Annotated in this window: 22 protein-coding genes and 1 pseudogene; 10 read left to right on the forward strand and 13 right to left on the reverse strand. The window is 59.3% G+C overall.

Annotation, left to right across the window (positions count from 1 at the left end):
- The first annotated feature begins 210 nt into the window (after positions 1–210).
- Positions 211–1,875 carry an electron transfer flavoprotein-ubiquinone oxidoreductase gene (locus CRO62_RS22600; protein WP_097102024.1) on the forward strand — a complete coding sequence of 555 codons (1,665 nt, stop codon included), beginning with the start codon at positions 211–213 and terminating at the stop codon, positions 1,873–1,875.
- Between the two features lie 302 nt (positions 1,876–2,177).
- Positions 2,178–2,918: a pentapeptide repeat-containing protein gene (locus CRO62_RS22605; RefSeq protein WP_013635767.1), complete on the forward strand. Its 741-nt coding sequence runs from the start codon at positions 2,178–2,180 to the stop codon at positions 2,916–2,918.
- A 55-nt stretch (positions 2,919–2,973) separates the two neighbouring features.
- Here CRO62_RS22605 and CRO62_RS22610 read toward each other — a convergent pair.
- Positions 2,974–3,986: pseudogene (locus CRO62_RS22610) on the reverse strand (zinc-binding alcohol dehydrogenase family protein).
- A 103-nt stretch (positions 3,987–4,089) separates the two neighbouring features.
- Between CRO62_RS22610 and CRO62_RS22615 the strand changes: the two are divergent.
- Positions 4,090–4,479, forward strand: a complete 390-nt coding sequence (locus CRO62_RS22615; RefSeq protein WP_003512185.1) for a winged helix-turn-helix transcriptional regulator — start codon at positions 4,090–4,092, stop codon at positions 4,477–4,479.
- A gap of 120 nt (positions 4,480–4,599) precedes the next feature.
- Positions 4,600–5,436 carry an undecaprenyl-diphosphate phosphatase gene (locus CRO62_RS22620; RefSeq protein WP_003512187.1) on the forward strand — a complete coding sequence of 279 codons (837 nt, stop codon included), beginning with the start codon at positions 4,600–4,602 and terminating at the stop codon, positions 5,434–5,436.
- Between the two features lie 68 nt (positions 5,437–5,504).
- On the opposite strand, the gene mgtE is transcribed toward CRO62_RS22620, so the two are convergent.
- Both mgtE and CRO62_RS22630 read right to left on the reverse strand, forming a co-directional pair.
- Complete coding sequence (gene mgtE, locus CRO62_RS22625) at positions 5,505–6,878, reverse strand: magnesium transporter (RefSeq protein WP_097102026.1); 1,374 nt, start codon at positions 6,876–6,878, stop codon at positions 5,505–5,507.
- A 286-nt stretch (positions 6,879–7,164) separates the two neighbouring features.
- A complete protein-coding gene (locus CRO62_RS22630; protein ID WP_097102028.1) occupies positions 7,165–8,409 on the reverse strand; it encodes an MFS transporter in 1,245 nt (414 codons plus the stop codon).
- Between the two features lie 235 nt (positions 8,410–8,644).
- On the opposite strand from CRO62_RS22630, the gene CRO62_RS22635 reads away from it, so the two are divergent.
- The 3 genes from CRO62_RS22635 to CRO62_RS22645 all read left to right on the forward strand — a co-directional run bounded on the left by CRO62_RS22635 (position 8,645) and on the right by CRO62_RS22645 (position 11,669).
- On the forward strand, positions 8,645–9,553 hold the full coding sequence (locus CRO62_RS22635) for a diacylglycerol/lipid kinase family protein (RefSeq protein ID WP_097102030.1): 909 nt from the start codon (positions 8,645–8,647) through the stop codon (positions 9,551–9,553).
- Between the two features lie 210 nt (positions 9,554–9,763).
- Complete coding sequence (locus CRO62_RS22640; RefSeq protein WP_097102032.1) at positions 9,764–11,140, forward strand: aspartate aminotransferase family protein; 1,377 nt, start codon at positions 9,764–9,766, stop codon at positions 11,138–11,140.
- Between the two features lie 58 nt (positions 11,141–11,198).
- On the forward strand, positions 11,199–11,669 hold the full coding sequence (locus CRO62_RS22645) for an OsmC family protein (protein ID WP_097102034.1): 471 nt from the start codon (positions 11,199–11,201) through the stop codon (positions 11,667–11,669).
- A 4-nt stretch (positions 11,670–11,673) separates the two neighbouring features.
- Here CRO62_RS22645 and CRO62_RS27805 read toward each other — a convergent pair whose 3' ends face one another.
- The 6 genes from CRO62_RS27805 to CRO62_RS22670 form a co-directional block, all read right to left on the reverse strand.
- Complete coding sequence (locus tag CRO62_RS27805) at positions 11,674–11,973, reverse strand: type II toxin-antitoxin system VapB family antitoxin (protein WP_097102036.1); 300 nt, start codon at positions 11,971–11,973, stop codon at positions 11,674–11,676.
- 64 nt (positions 11,974–12,037) lie between these two features.
- Entirely contained in the window at positions 12,038–13,543 is a 1,506-nt protein-coding gene (gene amn, locus CRO62_RS22655; protein WP_097102038.1) for an AMP nucleosidase, read from the reverse strand.
- A 102-nt stretch (positions 13,544–13,645) separates the two neighbouring features.
- Positions 13,646–13,819: a hypothetical protein gene (locus tag CRO62_RS27255; protein WP_003509979.1), complete on the reverse strand. Its 174-nt coding sequence runs from the start codon at positions 13,817–13,819 to the stop codon at positions 13,646–13,648.
- 10 nt (positions 13,820–13,829) lie between these two features.
- A complete protein-coding gene (locus tag CRO62_RS27260) occupies positions 13,830–14,012 on the reverse strand; it encodes a hypothetical protein (protein WP_013635780.1) in 183 nt (60 codons plus the stop codon).
- A 159-nt stretch (positions 14,013–14,171) separates the two neighbouring features.
- Positions 14,172–14,768 (reverse strand): hypothetical protein, encoded by a 597-nt coding sequence (locus CRO62_RS22665; protein WP_097102043.1) that lies wholly within the window; start codon positions 14,766–14,768, stop codon positions 14,172–14,174.
- Positions 14,769–14,888: 120 nt separating this feature from the next.
- Positions 14,889–15,227, reverse strand: coding sequence for a DUF2147 domain-containing protein (locus tag CRO62_RS22670; protein WP_013635782.1), 339 nt, complete (start codon positions 15,225–15,227; stop codon positions 14,889–14,891).
- 480 nt (positions 15,228–15,707) lie between these two features.
- Between CRO62_RS22670 and CRO62_RS22675 the strand changes: the two genes are divergently transcribed.
- Positions 15,708–15,974, forward strand: coding sequence for a sel1 repeat family protein (locus CRO62_RS22675; RefSeq protein WP_003496982.1), 267 nt, complete (start codon positions 15,708–15,710; stop codon positions 15,972–15,974).
- A 411-nt stretch (positions 15,975–16,385) separates the two neighbouring features.
- Here CRO62_RS22675 and CRO62_RS22685 read toward each other — a convergent pair whose 3' ends face one another.
- Both CRO62_RS22685 and CRO62_RS22690 read right to left on the reverse strand, forming a co-directional pair.
- The gene (locus CRO62_RS22685; protein ID WP_097102045.1) at positions 16,386–17,498 is read right to left on the reverse strand and encodes a pyridoxal phosphate-dependent aminotransferase; all 1,113 of its coding nucleotides are present in this window, start codon (positions 17,496–17,498) and stop codon (positions 16,386–16,388) included.
- A gap of 159 nt (positions 17,499–17,657) precedes the next feature.
- Positions 17,658–18,005 carry a hypothetical protein gene (locus CRO62_RS22690; RefSeq protein ID WP_097102047.1) on the reverse strand — a complete coding sequence of 116 codons (348 nt, stop codon included), beginning with the start codon at positions 18,003–18,005 and terminating at the stop codon, positions 17,658–17,660.
- Between the two features lie 328 nt (positions 18,006–18,333).
- Here CRO62_RS22690 and CRO62_RS22695 point away from each other — a divergent pair, with 328 nt between their 5' ends.
- Complete coding sequence (locus CRO62_RS22695) at positions 18,334–19,551, forward strand: NAD(P)/FAD-dependent oxidoreductase (protein WP_097103229.1); 1,218 nt, start codon at positions 18,334–18,336, stop codon at positions 19,549–19,551.
- 7 nt (positions 19,552–19,558) lie between these two features.
- Positions 19,559–20,359: an aldolase/citrate lyase family protein gene (locus CRO62_RS22700; protein WP_097102049.1), complete on the forward strand. Its 801-nt coding sequence runs from the start codon at positions 19,559–19,561 to the stop codon at positions 20,357–20,359.
- A 3-nt stretch (positions 20,360–20,362) separates the two neighbouring features.
- Here the strand turns inward: CRO62_RS22700 and CRO62_RS27265 are convergent, their stop codons facing one another.
- Entirely contained in the window at positions 20,363–20,539 is a 177-nt protein-coding gene (locus CRO62_RS27265) for a hypothetical protein (RefSeq protein WP_179784601.1), read from the reverse strand.
- 97 nt (positions 20,540–20,636) lie between these two features.
- Positions 20,637–20,978 carry a hypothetical protein gene (locus CRO62_RS22710; RefSeq protein WP_003512218.1) on the reverse strand — a complete coding sequence of 114 codons (342 nt, stop codon included), beginning with the start codon at positions 20,976–20,978 and terminating at the stop codon, positions 20,637–20,639.
- Positions 20,979–21,052: the final 74 nt, after the last annotated feature.

A 21,052-nucleotide genomic window follows, 5' to 3' on the forward strand; every position in this document is an offset into this window, starting at 1 on the left:
AAAATACTCGTCAGGTTGTCTGACAATTGAGTGGCGTGCGACATGTTTTGCCGCTATGGAAGCTCGACAAAGGCGTCGTGCTTTGCGAAGACAGGCTGGGGCGAATGTGTTGTCGCAGACGGGCTTTTCGGCCAGTGCAGGCAACACGGTGCGAATGCCGGAAGCGGATATAACAACAGCCGGATGGGACCGGCGAGGTGAGAGGACAAGATGACGGAAGCGATGGAACTGCCGGAACGCGAAGCGATGGAATTCGACGTTGTGATCGTCGGTGCGGGTCCTGCGGGCCTTGCCGCCGCGATCCGTCTGAAGCAGGTCGAGCCGGAGCTTTCGGTCGTCGTTCTGGAAAAGGGCGCTGAAGTCGGCGCGCATATTCTCTCAGGTGCCGTGGTTGATCCCATCGGCATCGACCGGCTTCTGCCCGGCTGGCGTGAGGAAGAGGGGCATCCCTTCAAGACCGAGGTCAAGGACGACCAGTTCATGTTCTTAGGCCCGGCGGGCTCCATCCGTCTGCCAAACTTCATGATGCCGCCGCTGATGAACAATCACGGCAATTACATCGTTTCGCTTGGGCTGGTCTGTCGCTGGCTGGCGGAAAAGGCGGAAGCGCTCGGCGTCGAGATCTATCCGGGCTTTGCCGCCACCGAAGTGCTTTATAATGACGAGGGCGCGGTGATTGGTGTCGCCACCGGCGATATGGGCATCGAGAAGAACGGTGAACCCGGCCCCGCCTTCACGCGCGGCATGGAGCTGCATGGCAAATATGTGCTGATTGGCGAAGGCGTGCGCGGTTCGCTCGCCAAGCAGTTGATTTCCAGGTTTGACCTTTCGAAAGATCGTGAACCGCAGAAATTCGGCATCGGCATCAAGGAACTCTGGCAGGTCAAGCCGGAACACCACAAACAGGGCCTCGTGCAGCATTCCTTCGGCTGGCCGCTCGGCTTCAAGACCGGTGGCGGCTCGTTCCTCTATCATCTGGAAGACAATCTCGTCGCCGTCGGCTTCGTCGTGCACCTGAACTACAAGAACCCCTATCTTTATCCGTTTGAGGAATTCCAGCGCTTCAAGACGCATCCGGCCATCCGCGACACTTTCGACGGCGGCAAGCGCATTTCCTATGGCGCGCGCGCGATTACCGAGGGCGGTTACCAGTCGGTGCCGAAGCTGACTTTCCCCGGCGGTGCGCTGATCGGCTGTTCTGCCGGTTTCGTCAACGTGCCGCGCATCAAGGGCAGCCACAATGCGGTGCTGTCGGGCATGCTGGCGGCGGAAAAGATCGCCGCGGCTATTTCCGCCGGTCGCGCCCATGATGAAGTGGCCGAGATCGAGGCGGAATGGCGCGACGGCGATATCGGCAAGGACCTGAAGCGGGTGCGCAACGTCAAGCCGCTGTGGTCTAAATTCGGCACGCTCATCGGTGTCGGCCTTGGCGGTCTCGACATGTGGACCAACCAGCTGTTCGGTTTCTCCGTTTTCGGCACGCTGAAACACGGCAAGACGGATGCGCAGAGCCTTGAGCCGGCCTCCAAACACAAGCCGATCGCCTATCCGAAACCGGACGGCGTTTTGACCTTCGACCGGCTGTCATCGGTGTTCCTGTCCTCCACCAACCATGAGGAAGACCAGCCGGTGCATCTTCAGGTGAAGGATATGGACTTGCAGAAGCGTTCCGAACACGACGTCTATGCCGGTCCCTCGACACGATATTGTCCTGCCGGCGTTTATGAGTGGGTGGAGAAGGACGGCGAGGAGGTCTACGTGATCAACGCGCAGAACTGCGTGCACTGCAAGACCTGCGATATCAAGGATCCGAATCAGAACATCAACTGGGTGCCGCCGCAGGGTGGCGAAGGGCCGGTTTACGCCAATATGTGATGGTGATGCCGGCCTGCCGGCAACCTTCGTCTTGCCCGGGCTAGTCCCGGGCATCTGCAACCGATTGATTTCTCGATACGTGGTTGGATCCTCGCGACGAGCGGGAGGATGATGTCTCGTGCGCGAGGCATCGAAAGTCTCGTCCCCCCTAGTATTTGTGGATTGCCCTTCGATTTCTTACATATAGGATGTTGGGGTGTTGTCGCTTCGCATGGTCCATGGATTGTGGGCCAGGGATGCGGTAACGCCTTGAATGTGCATATGTTGCGTTTGGGCCGTCGCCCGGCGGCAGGAGTGATGGAATGTCCGGCTTTCAGAGGCTGAATATCGTGCGGAATACAAGGATCGTCGCGGGTCTGGCGGCAGGTATGGTGGTTGCCGTTTCGCTCAGTGGCAGCCCTCTGATGGCCGCCAGCTGCCGCGCCGACGCCATGGCCGGCATCGACTGGCGCGAATGCAACAAGCGCCTCCTGATGCTGGGCGGCAGCAACCTCGATTCGGCGATGCTTTACGGCACGGATTTCACCTATACTGATTTGCGCGGCTCCTCGCTGAAGGGCGCCAATCTTGAAAAGGCGAAACTCATCCGGACGGCTCTCGGAGAGGCGAACCTGCAGGGCGCCAACCTGACGAAGGTGGAAGCCTACCGCAGCGACTTTTCCGCCGCCGATGCCACCAGCGCAAAATTCATCAATGCGGAAATGCAGCGGACCAATTTCAACAAGGCTAAGCTGGACGGCGCGGATTTTACCAAGGCTGAACTCGGGCGTGCCGAGTTTCAAGATGCCAGCCTGTCCGGCTCGAAATTTTCGCTGACCAACCTGTCGCGTGCCAGCTTCCAGGGCGCAAAGCTCGGCGGCGCGGTGGATTTTGCCAACGCTTTCCTGCTGTTGACCCGCATTGAGGGGGTCGATCTTTCCGCCGCCACCGGCCTTGAGCAGAAACAGATCGACATCGCCTGCGGCGACGCCAAGACGAAACTGCCAAGCGGCCTGACGACGCCTGCCGCATGGCCATGCCCGGAAGATCCGGAAGACGATTGACCGGGAAGGGCGCGCTTTATCAGGCGCGCACCTCCCATTTCGTGTGACGTGTAGATCAAAAGCCCGAAAGCACAATCTTGCCCTTGGCCGTGTTGCTTTCAATCAAGGCGTGGGCCTTGATGAGATTTGCGGCGTTGATGGTGCCGAAAACCTCGGTCAACGTCGTCTTGATCTTGCCTGCATCGACCAGTTCCGCAACGTGATTGAGCAGCTTGTGCTGTTCGATCATGTCAGGCGTCTGGAAAACCGCGCGGGCGAACATCATTTCCCAATGGATTGAAACGCATTTGCGCTTGAACGCCATGGCATCGAAACCGCCGGCCGGATCGTCGATCAGCGCGAAACGGCCCTGCGGCGCAATGGTCGCCACGCTGTCGGCGGCGTGAATGTCGCTATGGGTGGTCGAGAATACGAAGCCCGGTGCACCAAGGCCAAGCGCTTCCACCTGCGGAGCAATCGGCTTGCTGTGATCGACGACATGATGCGCGCCGAGGTCTTTGGCCCATTGCATCGTTTCCGGCCGCGAAGCCGTGGCAATGACGGTGAGATCGGTCAGTGCGCGCAGAAGCTGGATGGCAATCGAGCCGACGCCGCCGGCGCCACCGATCACCAGAACGGCATTTGCCGCACCCGGAACGGGCTCTGTCACTCGCAGCCGGTCGAACAGCGTCTCGTAGGCCGTGATCGCGGTCAGCGGCAGTGCCGCTGCTTCCTCGAAATTCAGTGACTTCGGTTTGGCGCCGACGATGCGCTCATCGACCAGATGAAATTCGCTGTTGGAGCCGGGGCGGTTGATGACGCCAGCGTAAAACACCTCGTCGCCGGGCTTGAACAGCGATACCTTGTCGCCGACGGCTTTCACCACGCCCGCCGCATCGAAGCCCAGCACGCGGGCAGCGCCGTTTTCCGGCGCCTGGTTGCGGCGAACCTTGGTGTCAACAGGATTGACCGAAACGGCCTTCACCTCCACCAGAATATCATGCCCCGTCGCCTCCGGCTGCGGCAGGTCGAGGTCGATGCATCCGTTGCGGTGATGGGCTGGCTCGTCTTGTAACCGATGGCGCGCATGAACAGTCTCCTTTGCTTGTTTGCGTGCCTCTTACTTGATACATATGAACATCGATCGCAAGAATGCACATTTTGTGATGATACATACAAAAAGGATACTGTGATGTCGCGACCGCGCGCCAAGCTTACCGGCAATTTTCCGGGCTGCCCGGTGGAATCTGCCTTGAGTTTTCTCGACGGCAAATGGAAAGGCGTGATCCTCTATCACCTCATCAATGAGGGCACCCTGCGCTTCAACGAGTTGCGCCGCCACATCCCGAGCGTCACCCAGCGCATGCTCACCAAGCAGCTGCGGGAACTGGAAGAGGCGGGCCTGATTTCGCGCACCGTCTTCCCGGTGGTGCCGCCGCGCGTGGACTATGCGCTGACGCCACTTGGCGAAACCATGAAGCCGGTGATCTCGGCGCTGAAAAGCTGGGGCGACGCCCATGTTGTGTGCAAGAACGGTGCGAAATACACCCTTCATCCCGAGGCTGCGGAGAAGGCGGCCTGAAAAATAACGGGTAAAACCAAGCCCTCCGGCACTTCTTTTTCATGGTGCGATGCAACACGGATTTGCCCGGTTTGATGCATAATGCTGCGAATTCGATTCGCAGCAGGGACAACAAATCACATGAGCATCGGTTGGTTGGAGGCCGGATTTCTCGGCCTTTTGCAAGGACTTACGGAATTTCTTCCGGTTTCTTCAAGCGCGCATCTGAGGATAGCCGGGGAGTTTCTGCCCTCCGGTGCGGATCCGGGCGCCGCCTTCACGGCGATTACGCAGATCGGCACGGAAGCGGCGGTGCTGGTCTATTTCTGGTCCGATATCATGCGGATCGCTGCCGCCTGGCTCCGGCAGAACCTTCGCCTCGGACCCTATGACAAGTCCGATGCGCGGCTTGGCTGGCTGATCATCGTCGGCTCGGTTCCGATCGTGCTGCTCGGCCTGTTCTTCAAGGATGCCATCGAGCATTCGCTGCGCAATCTCTATATCACTGCCGTAATGCTGATTGTCTTCGGCATCATTCTCGGCGTCGCCGACAGGATCGGCAAGAAGCGCTACAAGCTGAACCAGCTGATCTGGCGTGATGGCATCCTGTTCGGTTTCGCGCAGGCCATGGCGCTCATCCCTGGCGTCTCGCGCTCGGGCGGCACCATCAGCGCCGGCCTGCTGTTAGGCTACACGCGCGAGGCGGCCGCACGGTATTCCTTCCTGCTTGCCGTTCCCGCCGTCTTCGGTTCCGGTTTCTACCAGCTGTTCAAAAGCATCGGCGAGGAGAACCCTGTAGGCTGGGGCCAGACGGGGCTTGCAACCCTGATCGCCTTCGTCGTCGGTTACGCCGTGATCGTCGTCTTCCTCAAGCTGGTCTCCACCAAGAGCTACATGCCCTTCGTCTGGTACCGGGTGGTCATCGGCGTCATTCTTTTGGGACTTCTCGGAACGGGCGTTATCAGCGCCGGCGGCTGAGGGTGCTTGCCCTGTCGGAAACCCCCGCAAATGAAAAGGCCCGCTCTTTCGAGCGGGCCTTTTGTGTTTCAGAGCAGCGTGCCGCTGAGGATCACCAGCGCCACCGAGAAGTAGATGACGAGGCCGCTGACATCCACCAGCGTGGCGACGAACGGCGCAGATGCGCTGGCTGGATCGAGCCGCAGACGCTGCAGCAGGAAGGGCAGCATGGAGCCCGCCAGCGAGCCGAAGGTGACGATGCCAACGAGTGCGGCAAAAACGGTAGCGCCCACCAGCAGCCAGTGGTCGCCGTAATCGTAAAAGCCGGCTTGCTGCCAGATGGTCAGACGCAGGAAGCCGATGGCGCCGAGAATGCAGCCAAGCGTCAGGCCCGTCGGGATTTCCCGCAGCAGCACCCGCCACCAGTCCGAAAGCTTCAGTTCGCCGAGCGCCAGCGCCCGGATGATGAGCGAGGTGGCCTGCGAACCGGAGTTGCCGCCTGATGACATGATGAGCGGAATAAACAGCGTCAGCACGACGGCTTTTTCCAGCTCGCCTTCAAAATGCTGCATGGCGCTTGCCGTCAGCATTTCACCCAGGAACAGGGCAGCCAGCCAGCCTGCGCGCTTGCGGATCATGTCCGGAAAACCCATTGCCATATAGGGCTTGCCGAGTGCTTCCATACCACCGAACTTGTGGGCGTCTTCCGTGGTGTCGGCGATCATGGTGTCGATCACGTCGTCGACCGTAACGATGCCGAGAATGTGCGAGTGATCGTCAACGACGGGAAGCGCCAGAAGGTCGTGCTTGCGGATCAGCCGGGCAACATCCTCCTGCGACATCAAGGGGCTGGCACAGACGATGCCTTCCTTCGATGCGACGGAGAGAATGGAGGCACTGGCCTCGCCGGTCAGCAGGCGACGCAGCGTCACGACGGTGGACAGTGTTCCGTCCTGCGCCAGCACATAGATGGCATAGACCGTTTCACGCGACCGCTCGACGACGCGGATGTGCGAAAGGGTCTGTTCCACCGTCCAGCTATCCGGCACGCTGACGAATTCCGTGGTCATGATCGAGCCTGCGGTGCGCGGCGGATAACCCATCAGATGTTTGATGGAGAGCGCGGTCGTGCGGTCCAGCCGGGAAAACAGCTTTGCGCGCGGCTCTTCGTCCATTTCCGCCATGACGTCGGCAACGCGGTCGTCAGACATCAGGTTGACGAAGCGGGCGGCCTGGTCAAGCGGAATGCCGGCAATGATGGCGGCTGCGTCATGCAGTTCCGGCCGGTCGAGAATGGCGACGGCCTTTGCCTGCGGCATGGCGAGCAGGGCGGCGACTGCCTCATGCGTATCGAGTGTGTTGAGGTGCTCGACGCGTTCTGCAATGGTGGTGGAACCGGCATTTCCGCTGCGGAGAAGACGTGCGGCCTTGCTGGCTCTCTGGGAGAGGGTGTGGAAGTTCATGATTGCTCACCTTTCCGTCGATTCGCCGATTACGACGAACGCGGTGGTGAGCCGACAGGTGCCGGATCAGTTCCCGTTCGCCGCTTTCGGCAAAGGCAATCGACTACTACTGTCGCTAGACATCAAATGATGCTCCGTTAAAATCCGCGCTGTGCCGGGTCACGGCCTGCGCGTAACGCCGTGTTGCGCCCGAAACCAAAAAGAGTCAAGCGAGCCGATCGTGAAATTTCCGTAAGGTTTATTGCAGGTGCAGGAGCGGGTGTTCCGGCCGCTGAAAAACCGGCTTTCAGCCGGCTTTTGCGCGCCGTTCGACGGTGACCGACACAAGGAAAACGCCAAGCCCGAGAAGCGAAAGAACAGCGCCCACATAACCGGTGGAGGCATATCCATAGCCCATGGCGATGACCATGCCGCCAAGCCATGCGCCGAGCGCGTTGGCGATGTTGAAGGCGGAGTGGTTGGAGGCAGCCGCAAGCGTCTGCGCATCCGCTGCCACATCCATCAGCCGCGTCTGCACGGCGGGGCAGGCGGCAAAACCGCAGCCGATCAGGAAGACGCAGAGACACAGCATGAACGGGTCATGCGCCGTCATGCCGAACACGGCCATGACGACCACGTTAAAGGCCAGCATGCCGCCGATCGTGCCGTTGAGCGAGATATCGGCCAGCCGCGAGCCGACCACATTGCCGACATTCATGCCGATGCCGAAGAGGGCTAGCACCATGGAGACGGTGGAAACGGGCATCATCGCGACATCGGTGGTGGTCTTGGCGATATAGCTGAAAACCGAGAACATGCCGCCGAAACCGACCGATGCGATGGCGAGCGTCAGCCACACCTGCACGCGGCGGAAAGCTCCGAGTTCACGCCAAACGCTGGCACCTTCCTCTACCTTGTCGCGCGGCTGGAACAGCCACAGCAGGGCGACGGTCAACAGCCCGATGCCGCCCACCAGCATGAAGGCCGCGCGCCAGGAAAGCATCTGCCCGAAGAAAGTGGCAAGCGGCGTTCCAAGCAGCGTGGCGATGGTGAGGCCAAGCATGACGCGGCCAACGGCGCGGGCACGTTTGTGGATTGGCGCCATGGAGGCGGCGACCAGCGCTGCAACGCCGAAATAGGCGCCGTGCGGCAGGCCGGTGATGAAGCGCAGCACGGTAAAGCTCAGGAAATCAGGTGCGACGGCGCTTAAGATATTGCCGAGTGCGAAAAGTCCCATGAGGCCGAGAAGCAGGGTGCGCCGCGTCATGCGCGCAGCCAGCACCGCGATGATGGGCGCGCCGATGACGACGCCCAGCGCATAGGCCGTGATGACGTAACCTGCCTGGGGCACCGTGACGCCATAGGTCGTTGCGACGTCAGGCAGCAGGCCCATGATGGCGAATTCGCCGGTGCCGATGCCGAAACCGCCGGCGGCAAGCGCCAGTTCGATGAGTGCGACGGCAAACGGCGTCAGTGCCACTGCAGGCCTTGCCGCAACAACGGTTTCACTCTCCGCCTCGAGGCGGGCTTCCGACAAATTCGAATGGCTCATTGCGACCTGAAAAGGGGGAGGACCCCACAGAAAAAAGGGCAAGACCGTATGGGAACGGCCTGCCCTGACTGGAGATGCGCGGTCATGAAAATGACCTTAAGTGATATCTAACATGAAATGATGCATTGCGGTAGAGCGATTCTCGGCAAAAGAGCATCTTCACGCGATGGTGTTTGGAACCCTATATAAGCCCAAGCATTTACGCGCGGCTGCCTCACAGAATCAGGTTGGAAATATGAAGCTCATTGCAATTTTCAATCGTGACGGCGGCACCTTCCGCACCACGGATATGGATGCCTATTGCGACCACGCCCGCGAGGTTTTTTCACGCGCCGGCCACACGATCGACTGCCGCGTGGTCTCCGGCAAGGAAGTCGTCGAGGAGATGGAACGCGCCGCCGATGAGCCTGATATCGAAGGCATTATCGCCGGCGGTGGTGATGGAACGATTTCGGCCGCTGCCGGTATCGCCTGGAAACACGGCATCGCGCTCGGTATCGTACCGGCCGGCACCATGAACCTGTTCGCCCGCTCGCTGAAGCTGCCGCTCGATATCCGCCAGGTCCTGGAGACACTGGCGAATGGCGAGATCGCCAATGTCGATATCGCCAGCGCCAACGGCCGTCTTTTCGTCCACCAGTTTTCCGCAGGCCTGCATTCGCGCATGGTGCGTTATCGCAACAACCTCGCCTTCGCCTCCCGCCTTGGCAAGATCAAGGCAAGCGTCCGCGCCGCCATCAGCGTCATTCTCAATCCGCCGGTCTTCGAGGTGGAATATACGGTCAATGGCAAGACGCAGCGCCGCAAGGTGTCAGCAATTTCCGTCTCCAACAATGAATTCGGGCAGAACTCGCTTCTGGTCGCGGATAATGTCTCGGGCGGCCATCTCGGCTTCTATCTCACGGATCCCCTGCGCCCCTCGGGCGTCGCGAGGCTCGCTTTCGACATCCTGCGCGGCAAGCTGAAGGAAAACGCTGCGGTAACGGCCACGACGGTCACGGATGTGGAACTTCATTTTCCCAAGAAGCGCCATGACGTGCGCTGCGTCATCGATGGCGAATTGCTGCCGATGGAGCGCGACGTGGCACTTGAAGTCCATGCCGGTGAATTGAAGGTGCTGGTGGGGCGAGGGGTCTTGGCGTAGCGCACCACCTCCGTAACGGTGCAATCGAACCTGCTTCAAGGTAGCGGCGCATTTCTGCTCCCCGGCGGGGAGAAGAAACAAGCGGCAAGGCCGAGTCATCATCTCGATCCCCCCGAAAACGCCAGTCTTGCCAAATCGAAGCCGCCCGGCCATGTTCGGTTGGGTGCGGCTCCGGAAGGCGCCGTCGTCTTTGCGGGAGTGCGATCTGTCATGAATGAAGTCTCCAAGCCGGTGTCCAACCTTGCCGCCATCGATGCCGCCCATCACCTTCACCCCTTTTCCGATATGGGTAAGCTGAACGCTAGCGGCACCCGCATCATCGAGCGTGCAGAAGGCGTCTTCATCTATGACAGCACCGGCAAGAAGTATCTCGACGCCTTTGCCGGACTATGGTGCGTCAATATCGGTTACGGACGCCGCGAGATCGCCGATGTCGTGCAACGCCAGATGAACGAACTGCCCTATTACAACGCCTTTTTCGGCACTACGACACCATCAGCCACACTTCTGGCGCAGAAGATCGCTTCCCGTGCCGGGCCGAAGATGAACCATGTATTCTTCACCAATTCCGGTTCGGAAGCCACCGACACCTGGTTCCGCATGGCGCGGGTCTACTGGAAGGCGCTCGGCCATCCGACGAAGACCAAGGTGATCGCTCGGCGCAACGGCTATCACGGCTCTACGGTCGCCGGCGCTTCGCTCGGCGGCATGAAGTGGATGCACGAGCAGGGCAATCTGCCGATCGAGGGTATCGCCCATATCGGCCAGCCCTATTGGTATGCGGAAGGCGGCGATCTCTCACCCGCGGAATTCGGCCTGAAGGTGGCCCGCGAACTGGAAGCGAAGATAGACGAGCTCGGTGAAGAGAATGTCGCGGCTTTCGTGGCGGAACCCATTCAGGGCGCCGGTGGGGTCATTGTGCCACCGGAAACCTACTGGCCGGAAATCGCCCGCATCTGCAAGGCGCGCAACATTCTGCTGGTGTCCGACGAGGTGATCTGCGGTTTCGGCCGCCTCGGTTCCTGGTTCGGATACCAGCATTTCGGCGTGGAGCCGGACCTCGCGCCCGTCGCCAAGGGCCTGTCATCCGGTTATCTGCCGATCGGCGGCGTCCTTGTTTCCGACCGCGTCGCGGAGGTAATGTTGTCCGAGGTCGGTGATTTCAACCATGGCTTCACCTATTCCGGCCACCCCGTCTGCGCCGCCGCCGCTCTGGAAAATATTCGTATCATCGAGGATGAGGGGCTGGTGGAGCGGGTGAAGGATAATATCGGCCCTTATTTTTCCCAAGGCTGGAAAAGCCTCACCGACCACGAGTTGGTGGGTGAGGCAGTGAATGTCGGCCTCATGGGTGGCCTGCAGCTTGCAGCCGACAAGGCCACCCGCAGGCGTTTTGCCAAGCCGGATGACATCGGCACCGCCGTGCGCAACCATTGCCTGGCAAACGGCCTCGTCATGCGTGCCACCGGCGACCGCATGCTGGCCTCACCGGCGCTGACGATCAGCCGCTCGGAGGTGGACCAGATCATCGAGACTCTGCGCCGCGGGCTCGACCACCTGCGCGATACACCAGAGCATTTCCAATAAAAGCGCGTAGCGGTTTACGTCCGGGAAATGCGACAAAAAACTCTAAGGGAGAAATGAAATGGCAGGACAGGAACATCACTATGCCGTTCAGGTGAAGTGGACCGGCAATCGTGGCAAAGGGACTTCCGGCTACCGCGATTATGAACGCGACTACACGATTTCCACGGCAGGGAAAGCGGATATCGCCGGCTCTTCCGATCCCGCCTTTCGCGGCGATGCCTCCCGCTGGAACCCGGAAGACCTGCTGGTTGCCTCGCTCTCGGCCTGCCACAAGCTATGGTACCTGCATTTCTGCTCCGTCAATGGCATCATCGTTGAAGACTATGTCGACAATGCCGAAGGCACGCTGGTTATGAAAAAGGACGGCGCCGGGCAATTCAGCGAGGTGGTGCTGAAACCGGTCATCACCATCTCGAAGGGTGATCCCGAAAGGGCGGACGAATTGCACCACGATGCGCATGACAAGTGCTTCATCGCCCGGTCAGTGAATTTTCCGGTGCGTGTCGAGGGAACGGTGAAGGTGGTTTGAAAGATCAGGCCAGTCGCAGACCGAGATGATCGGCCATAGGCTGAAAGTCTCGGTCGTTGTGCAGTCGTTCGTATCCGTTTTCGATACAGTAAGTAGCGACGATGATCGCGTCCCAGTCCGTCCGCATCTCATCTAGATCGCCTTCCCAGCCCATACCCTCCAATGCATGAAGCGCATGCATTTGACGATGAATGCGCGCGAGATCCCTCAACGCCTTTTCCACTGTCGCCTTTTTGGTAGAGAGACCGGTAATTTCCATCGCCTCGGCGATCAAATCATCAACGAGTTCAATGTTGGTGTGCATGGGAAAACCCTCGGTGTATCGATTTTCGAAACAATTCACCGAGGCGCTTTAGCGATATCTGTTTTTACTGGAACGCCGTCTCGTAGAAGCTTCTGAGCTTGCGCGAATGCAGCGTTTCCGTTGGCATGGCGGCAAGTTTCTGCACGGCACGGATGCCGATCTGCAGATGCTGGGCAACCTGCGTGCGGTAGAACTCCGTCGCCATGCCCGGCAGCTTCAATTCGCCGTGCAGCGGCTTGTCGGAGACGCAGAGGAGGGTGCCGTAGGGCACGCGGAAACGGAAGCCGTTGGCCGCGATGGTGGCCGATTCCATGTCGAGTGCGATGGCGCGCGATTGCGACAGGCGCTTGACCGGGCCCGCCTGGTCGCGAAGCTCCCAGTTGCGGTTGTCGATGGTGGCGACAGTGCCGGTGCGCATGATGCGCTTCAGCTCGAAGCCCTCGTAACCGGTGACTTCCGCAACCGCACCTTCCAGCGCCAGCTGCACTTCCGCCAGAGCAGGGATCGGCACCCAGACCGGCAGGTCGTCGTCCAGAACGTGATCCTCACGCACATAGGCGTGTGCCAGCACATAATCGCCAAGGCGCTGGCTGTTGCGCAGGCCGGCGCAATGGCCAACCATTAGCCAGGCATGCGGGCGCAGCACGGCGATATGATCGGTGATCGTCTTGGCGTTGGAAGGGCCGACGCCGATATTGACCAGCGTAATGCCGGCATGGCCCTTTTTCTTCAGGTGATAGGCTGGCATCTGTGGCAGACGGCCAAGCACCGCATCCGTTTCCGGCCTGTCGGAGCCAGCGGGGGTGATGATGTTGCCTGGCTCCACGAAGGCCGTGTAGCCTTCGCCACCATTCTTCATCAACTGCCGCGCCCATGCGGCGAATTCGTCGATATAGAACTGGTAGTTGGTGAACAGCACGAAGTTCTGGAAATGGCTGGCGCTCGTTGCCGTATAATGGCTCAGGCGGGCCAGCGAATAATCGATGCGCTGCGCGGTGAACGGCGCAAGCGGCGCGGGTTCGCCGGGCACCTGATCATATTCGCCATTGGCTATGAGATCGTCGGTGTTGTTGAGATCGGGCGTGTCGAAAAGATCGCGCAACGGCACGTCGGACAGCGAGGATGCCGCCGCCGCCTCGACATAAGCGCCTTCACCGAAGGCGAAATGCAGCGGAATGGGCGTGGCCGATTCGGCAACCGTCACCGGAACGCCGTGATTCTTGATCAGAAGCCCCAGCTGCTCTTTCAGGTAGTGGCGGAAAAGCTCCGGCCGGGTGATCGTCGTCGTATAGACGCCGGGGGAGGTGACATGGCCATAGGAAAGGCGCGAATCGACATGACCGAAAGTGGATGTCTCGAGGCTGACCTGCGGATAACAGGCGCGGTAGCGGCCGGTAATCGGCGCACCCTTGGCAAGTTCGGTGAAGGAGTTGATGAGGAACGCCGTATTGCGTTCGTAAAGCGCGGTCAAAGCCTCAACAGCTTCTTTCGGGTCCGTGAATGTCTGCGGCGCGAAAGGCTCGGGGCTGATGAAGGAGAAGGGCGGAATCGTTCGTTTTGCTATTGTCATGGCCCATTATAGGAGGCCTATTTCGACAGGCAAGCGACAGAAATACGAAGAAACTGAAAAGAAACGGAAAAATGGCTGCGGCAAAGGGCAGGCGGTGAAATCTCAGCCGAGCGCGCCGCGTTGCAGGCTCATAAGCAGCACGAAACCGGCGCCCTTGGATGCCGGGCGGGGATCTGCCTTGTAAACTGCAAGTCCCGCCACCGGGCCTAGAAAGATCGATGCCATCAGCACCAGTCTCAGTGCGGAAAACAGGCCGTTGGAAAAGCTCGTCGTCATCGGCCTGTCCTCACAGCACGACGGGGCAATTGGCGGCGGGTGCCGGGCTGTGCTGGCAGGCAAGCGCCGCACCCGCATTCACCCGCTGAAAGCTGCGGTTGGGATTAACGACGAGCGAGGCGAAGGACATGGCGAAGATCGCCATGAGAAACGCGAAGATTGCCAGCCGGCTGATCAACTTTGTCATGTCCATTCCCCTTTATTGGAGTTCATGGACAGAGTTTTGCCACACTCGGACTGAACGGACCCTGAGACCCCGGTTCATATGGTGTTCAGGGAGATTAACGGGATACTTCCAGTGTGAATTGGGGCGGTGGATGGCTTCAGCGGCCTCAAATCGCCTGCTTTTGGATCACGCCGGAGAGGCTACCGCACGGGCTGTAAGTTCATTGACGAGGCCATCGAATGCTTCGGGATTGGCGATGTCGACGATCGGTACGTGATGGTGCCGCGCGGATGCCAGCATTTCGGTATTTTCGCGCAAGGACCGCTCAATGAAGGCGTCCATGATCCGGCGCTGGCCCGCCGTCGCATCTTTATATCCCGCATGCGCGCGCATTCTGTCGGAGAGAAAGTCATTCTGTGCATGAAGAAAGACCCCGGCTACCGTGTTGCCCAGCAGGGGCGCTATAAATTCCGGCCGCAAGGCCGCGCCCTCGAAGACAACGATATTGCCGGTGCCTGTCTTGCTGTCGATCAGCCCGCGCACAAGCGGCCAGATATTCTGGTGATGCACCTTCAGAAACCAATGGATCGTTTCTGCCGACAGCTGCCTGTAATATTCCTCCACAGGCGTGGGTATGCCGGGCCATGGCCTCCCCGGGTGGCGTGCCAGGCTGTCGGTTGAAATTGCCTCGCAGTGGAGCTTTTCGCTCAACAGGCCGGCTAGGGTGCTTTTGCCGACATGGGACGTACCCGAAATCAGGATTATGGAAAGGGTGGCGGGCATGCGTCGCTCTTAAGAGTGTTCGTTCGGCCACGACGATACATCAACGGATATATGCGTTACACACGACGTCCGTCTGCGACGAGGGACAGGCTGTTACAAGCCTGTCCGTCGCATCTTATATCACAACCGCGTCCAGGTCTGGGATTTGCACAGGATTTTCAGCACGCAGCCCTTCATACTCAGCGAATTGCCGGAAACGGTGCCGGAGCCGCTATAGGTCTTGTCATTGGCGGGATCGGTAATATCGCCCGAATAGCTGTTTCCCTTGCCGGAAAGCTTGCCGATCTGTTTTCCCGCATGTTTGCCTGTCTTCAGCGTCACGCAGAAAGCTGCGCCGCAGGGGCCGATTACGGCTGTCTCGCCGCTTGCCGTCTTCCAGTTGCCTTCAATGGGCTCAGCAGCAAAAGCAAGGTTGCTGCCGATCAGCAGGCCTGCGGCAATCATCATCACACGCTTCATAAAAACTCCTCCGTCCATGTCGCGCTTTCTTTGCCCGTTTCGTCCTCCGCACGGGCATGCGGATAGTATTTGACGTTCACGTAAAAGGAAACAGAAAATTCCAGCTGCGAGACGGCATTTGCGTCGGTTAGGAGAGCGGGAGAGGGGGGATTCGAAAAACCGTTGTTTGGATCGTGGTGAATGAAGGGTTGAAATCCAATTCTAAAGTTTTCGTAAAATTCGCTCGAAAGTCCTTAATTTCCGCACCTCGTGATATTTAACAAAAACCCAATTTTACCAATCGTTTGCAGTTTGTTTGCGGCCCATTAATCATGCCTTTTAAGCGCCCGTTGAAAGCCTCATGACATATTGGGGTCATCAAAAGCGCAGGGAAAACCTGCCGGCCGGAAGAACAAAAAAGCCGCAAAAGACGGCAGTTCCAAAGGTTAGCCTCGACAAGAAGGCAATTGATGAAACAGGCGAGAAGACAGGGATAAAACAATGGCACGCTTTGAAATTCGCGATATCGAAATGGCAGTTGCCGGTGGCGAAACCCGCGCCGACACCCTTTGCAATCTCGGCCTGGTCTATGCGACCGGCCGGGGATGCAAGGTGGATCTGGTCGCGGCCCACAAATGGCTCAACATCGCCGCGATCCGCGGATCGGAAAGAGCCGCTTCGCTCAGAGCAGATCTTGCTCGCAACATGACCAAGGCGGAACTGGCCGAAGCGCTGCGTGCAGCACGCGACTGGATGACGATGCACTGACGCACCTTATCCGCGACAGAATTTCCGGTCCGGTTCCCTCCAGTCCCGATGACCGGTACAAACGAAAGTAAACCCGAAGGGGAATGCGGCGAGGGCTTTGAAAAGGAGCTTTTGCGCTGACACATCAAACCGCGACCGGCAGGAACAAGGCCGGCGCGGTTTTCTTATGTCTGGCAATGTCGGTTGATGGAAAACGATTCGCGAACAGTGGTTTGTCAGAGGATGTTGAATCGATGCACGCAGTGTTCGATCGCACCATATGCCGCCTAGCTCGCCACCCTCATCCCTTTGCTTCTCACAGGAATCTGGCCGACAGACGTCCGTATGGCGAAAGACTCCTCTCAGCCCAAGGACTTGGGCTGGCTGGATTCCTGTGACAAGAGCAGGAATGAGGAGAAGGCACGCGAAAACTCAACCCAGCGCCTTGATGACCTTCGGCAATGCCTGTTCAAAAAGATCAAGCTTGTCATCAGGTCCCACACTCACACGAATGCAGCGGTTGAGCGGCGCCACGCCCGGCATGCGAATGAACACGCCATGTTCCATCAAGCCGTCGACGATGGCGCGGGCGTAAGTGCCGTCGCGCTGGCAATCGATGGTAACGAAATTGGTGGCCGACGGCAGGGGCGAGAGGCCGTTATTGCGGGCAATCGCGGAAATGCGATCTCGAGCCACCGCAATTTTCCCAACGACGTCATGCAGATAGGCCTGATCCTTCAGCGCCGCCAATGCGCCGGCGACCGAAACGCGTGCCATGCCGAAATGATTGCGGATCTTGTCGAAGGCTTCGACATTGCCGAGCGTGCCGATGGCATAGCCCACGCGGGCGCCGGCAAGCCCATAGGCTTTAGAGAAAGTCCGCATGCGCAGGATGTTCGGCTGGCCGATGAGGGCGTCGATGACTGGCACGGCGCTGGCAGGTGCGGTCTCGCAATAGGCCTCGTCCAGAATGAGCAGGCAGGTTTCCGGCAGCGCACGGGCAAAGGCCACGACCTCGCTTGCCTCCCACCAGCTTCCCATCGGATTGTCGGGATTGGCGAAATAGACCAGCGGTGCATTTTCCCGGATGACGAGATCGAGAAGCCCGTCGAGGTTCTCGTGATCGTCGACATAGGGCGTGGTCACGAGTTTTCCGCCAAAGCCGTTCACATGGTAATTGAAGGTGGGATAACCACCGAGCGAGGTGACCACCGGCGTGCCCGGCTCAACGATCAGCCTGGCGATCTCACCCAGCAAACCATCGACACCGCCGCCAATGGCGATATTGCCACGCGAAACGCCGTGGTGGATGGCGAGTGCTTCCTTCAGTTCGAAATTTTCCGGATCGCTATACATCCAGGTCTCGGCCGCCGAATCCCGCATGGCCATAAGCACGGATGGGGCAGGACCGAACCCGCTTTCATTGGCGCCTATCCGCGCTTCCACCTTCAGGCCGCGGCCCCGCTCGATGGCTTCCGGACCGACGAAGGGAACGGTTGAAGGAAGAGAGACGGCAAGCGGCGTAAGACGTGAGAAAGCGGACATTGGCTGAGATTTCCAGTACCTGTTTGAAAACCCGGCACACAATAGGTGCAAAAAAACCGGACGCAAGTCGCGCCCGGTTGCCGGATGGCTGTTTTGGAACAGTTTTTTCAACCGTCGCGCCGTGAGAGAAAAACTTGGCCGCGAATCGGTCGATACGGCTCAGACGCTGGTCTCGAAACTCAGCCTGCGCACATGGTGCAGGAATTCCGCGTCGATCAACATGTTGAATCCGATGGTGACCTTTTCCTCTTCCCTGCGGATCAGGTTGCAGCCGATCTCATCGCGAATGCCGAGAATTTCCAGATAGAAATTGGTGGGCATATCGAGATGCGGGCTGACCTCGATCTCCGCGCCATAAAGCGAGATGCTGCGCACCAGGCAGCGCATGGTATCCTTGGCGCTGAGGTGATGCCCGATGAAGGTGATCTTTCCGGGCCGGTCGATCTGAAACTTCTCGTATTGCTCGTCCTGCGGGACGCTTTGACGGGGATCCATATGTAAAGCCATGACAACCTCCCGGATTGCCTTTTCCTGATGCCGATTTTAACGCGGCTTCCTTGCCAGTGCGTGAAGGAAATCCGCGCAATTGTCTGTTGTGCGTCTCGACATGGGCCAGACCGCCTGTCGGAACCCGATGTTTCCCTTGAGGAAATGCACCCGGCTCCATCCGGTTGCAAGGGTGTCGCAGTCTGGGGTGATAATGTGTCATGCTTGCACCGGGCTGGTGGTGCTGTGCGGTTGACGCGGGCCGTACTTGGCGTTACGCCTGATCCCGAAATATGGCTTCGCAGAGTGCGGCAAATCTGCCCATTGGCGATTGTTCTGGGAGTGGAATGTGGCGGGAAGGCTGGTAATCGTCGGGGCAGGGCAGGCCGCTTTCGCGCTGGCGGCAAAGCTCAGGGCGCTGAAGGATGAGCGCCCCATCACCATCATCGGCTCGGAGGATGCCTATCCTTATCAACGGCCGCCACTGTCGAAAAAATACCTTTTAGGCGAGATGAGCTTCGACCGGCTGATGTTCCGCCCTGAGGAATGGTACGCGGAAAACAATGTCGATATCCGGCTCTCCACCTTCGTGGAGGAGATCGACCGCGCTGCCAAATCCGTGCGCATGCAGGATGGCAGCACGCTTTCCTACGACAAGCTGGTACTGGCGACCGGTGCTGCACCCCGCGAGCTGCCCGCCAGCATCGGCGGCGATCTCGAAGGGGTTCTGACCGTTCGCGACAAGCGCGATGCTGACCGGCTGTTTGAGGAAATGAAACCGGGCCGCAGGCTGCTGGTCATCGGTGGTGGTTATATCGGTCTGGAAGCGGCAGCCGTCGCCCGCAAGCTCGGTCTCGAGGTCACGCTGATCGAAATGGCCGACCGCATTCTCCAGCGCGTGGCGGCAAAGGAAACCGCCGATATCATGCGCGGCATCCATCAGGCGCACGGCGTCTCCATCCGCGAAAAGACCGGCCTCGTGCGGCTCGTCGGCATGGATGGCCGGGTGGCCGCTGCCGAGCTTTCCGATGGTTCGGTGCTTGACGTGGATTTCGTCATCGTCGGCATTGGCGTAACCCCGAACGATCGCCTTGCCCGCGAATCGGGCCTCGATGTCGGCAATGGCATCGTGGTGGATGAACACACCCGCAGCTCGGACAAGGACATTCACGCGGTGGGCGATTGCGCGCTGCTGCCGTGGCGGGGCCAGCTTGTGCGTCTCGAATCAGTCCAGAACGCCGTTGATCAGGCCGAGGCCGCTGCTCACGTACTGGCAGGCGCTGAAGTCTCCTATGATGCCAAACCCTGGTTCTGGTCGGATCAATACGAGGTGAAGCTGCAGATCGCGGGCTTCAACCTCGGTTATGACGAGACGGTGCTGCGGCCCGGCGCGCGCGAAGGCAGCTGGTCGGTCTGGTATTTCCGCGACGGGCGATTCGTGGCGGTCGATGCCGTCAACGATGCCAAGGCCTATGTTTCCGGCAAAAAACTGCTCGATACCGGCGCTGAGCCGGATCGCGCCATCCTGGCGGACCCGTCCGCCGATCTGAAATTACTGCTTTCCTGAGGACATCATGCCCGCTCCCGAAAATCGTTTCAAAACAGCCATCCACGCCGGCAGGCCGCAAATCGGCCTCTGGCTCGATATGGGTGAGGCCATCACGGCGGAAATTGCCGGAACAGCGGGTTTCGACTGGCTGGTCATCGATGGTGAGCATGGGCCGAACGATCTTCGCAGCATTATCGACCAATTGCGTGCTCTCGCCACATCGCCCGCCGAACCGGTGGTGCGTGTGCCCGTTGGCGAAAGCTGGATGATCAAGCAGCTGCTGGACGCAGGCGCCCGCACGCTTCTGGTGCCCATGGTCGATTCCGCGGCGCAGGCTGAAGCTTTGGTCAGTGCGATGCACTATCCGCCGCGCGGCATTCGCGGCATGGGAGCGGCAGTCGCCCGCGCCTCAGCCTTCAACACCATAACGGATTATGCCGACAGTGCGTCCGACAGCGTGTGCCTGCTGGTGCAGGCCGAAACGCGCGCCGCGATCAACGATCTCGACAATATTCTTGCGGTGGAAGGTGTGGACGGCATCTTCATCGGCCCGGCCGATCTTGCTGCGGATATGGGCTATCTCGGCAGGCTGGATGAGTCGGAAGTGCAGGCCGTAATCGAGGCAGCGATCGTCAAGATCGTCGCGGCCGGCAAGGCCGCAGGCATTCTCACCTTCAACGAGACCTTCAATCGCCGTTATCTAGAACTCGGCGCATCTTTCGTGGCTGTTGGCGCCGATGTCACGGAGTTTGCCAATACACTGCGTGCGCTTTCCAGCCGCTACAAGGGCGGGGCAGCGCCTGCGCCATCCAAATCCGGATATTGAGTCTTAGTCATCGTTGCTGGCGTTCAGCTTTTCCGGCGGAATGCCTTCTTCGCCGGAAGCGAGATAACCGTTATTGATGAGTGCGGCGCGGATAATGCGCTGGATAGCTTCATCCCTGTCAATGCCGTGATCTCTCGCGAAATCCGACAATGCCTCTTCAAGATCGCTGCTGAACACCATTTCCGCCCCCCGTTTCGTCAATTCTTTGAAATAAATGCGAACAGGCAAGGCGGAACGTATCCCGCCTTGCCTGAATTCTAGCCTTTAGTTCGGCAATTCAGCGCCAGCGATAAAGGCTGCTGTTCGAAGAACTCTGCTGAGTACCAGCGCCGACCGCATAACCGATCGCAAAACCGAGTGCGCCGACGATCGTCAGCAGCGAGGTTGCAGTACCAGGGTTTTCCTTGACTGCTTCCACAACGTTCTGGCCCTGGGCGCGCACATTGCTTGCCGCCTTCCGAACGCGGCCACGCGCCTCATCCAGAAATTCGGATGCATCTTCGCCAACGCCTTCCGCACGGGCGGAAACGGACTTGGAGAGAGAGGAGATCTGCGAACGCAACTCCGCAATCTGGTTTTCGATCGTATCTTCGACAACATTCAGTTTGGTCTGAGCCATTAGAACACCTCTTTTTGTTACCGAAGTCAGAACGTGCCGGAAGAGAAGAAGTTCCCCAATGGCCCGCAAAGTTT

The organism is Rhizobium sp. AN6A (assembly GCF_900215635.1).
Taxonomy (GTDB): domain Bacteria; phylum Pseudomonadota; class Alphaproteobacteria; order Rhizobiales; family Rhizobiaceae; genus Agrobacterium; species Agrobacterium tumefaciens.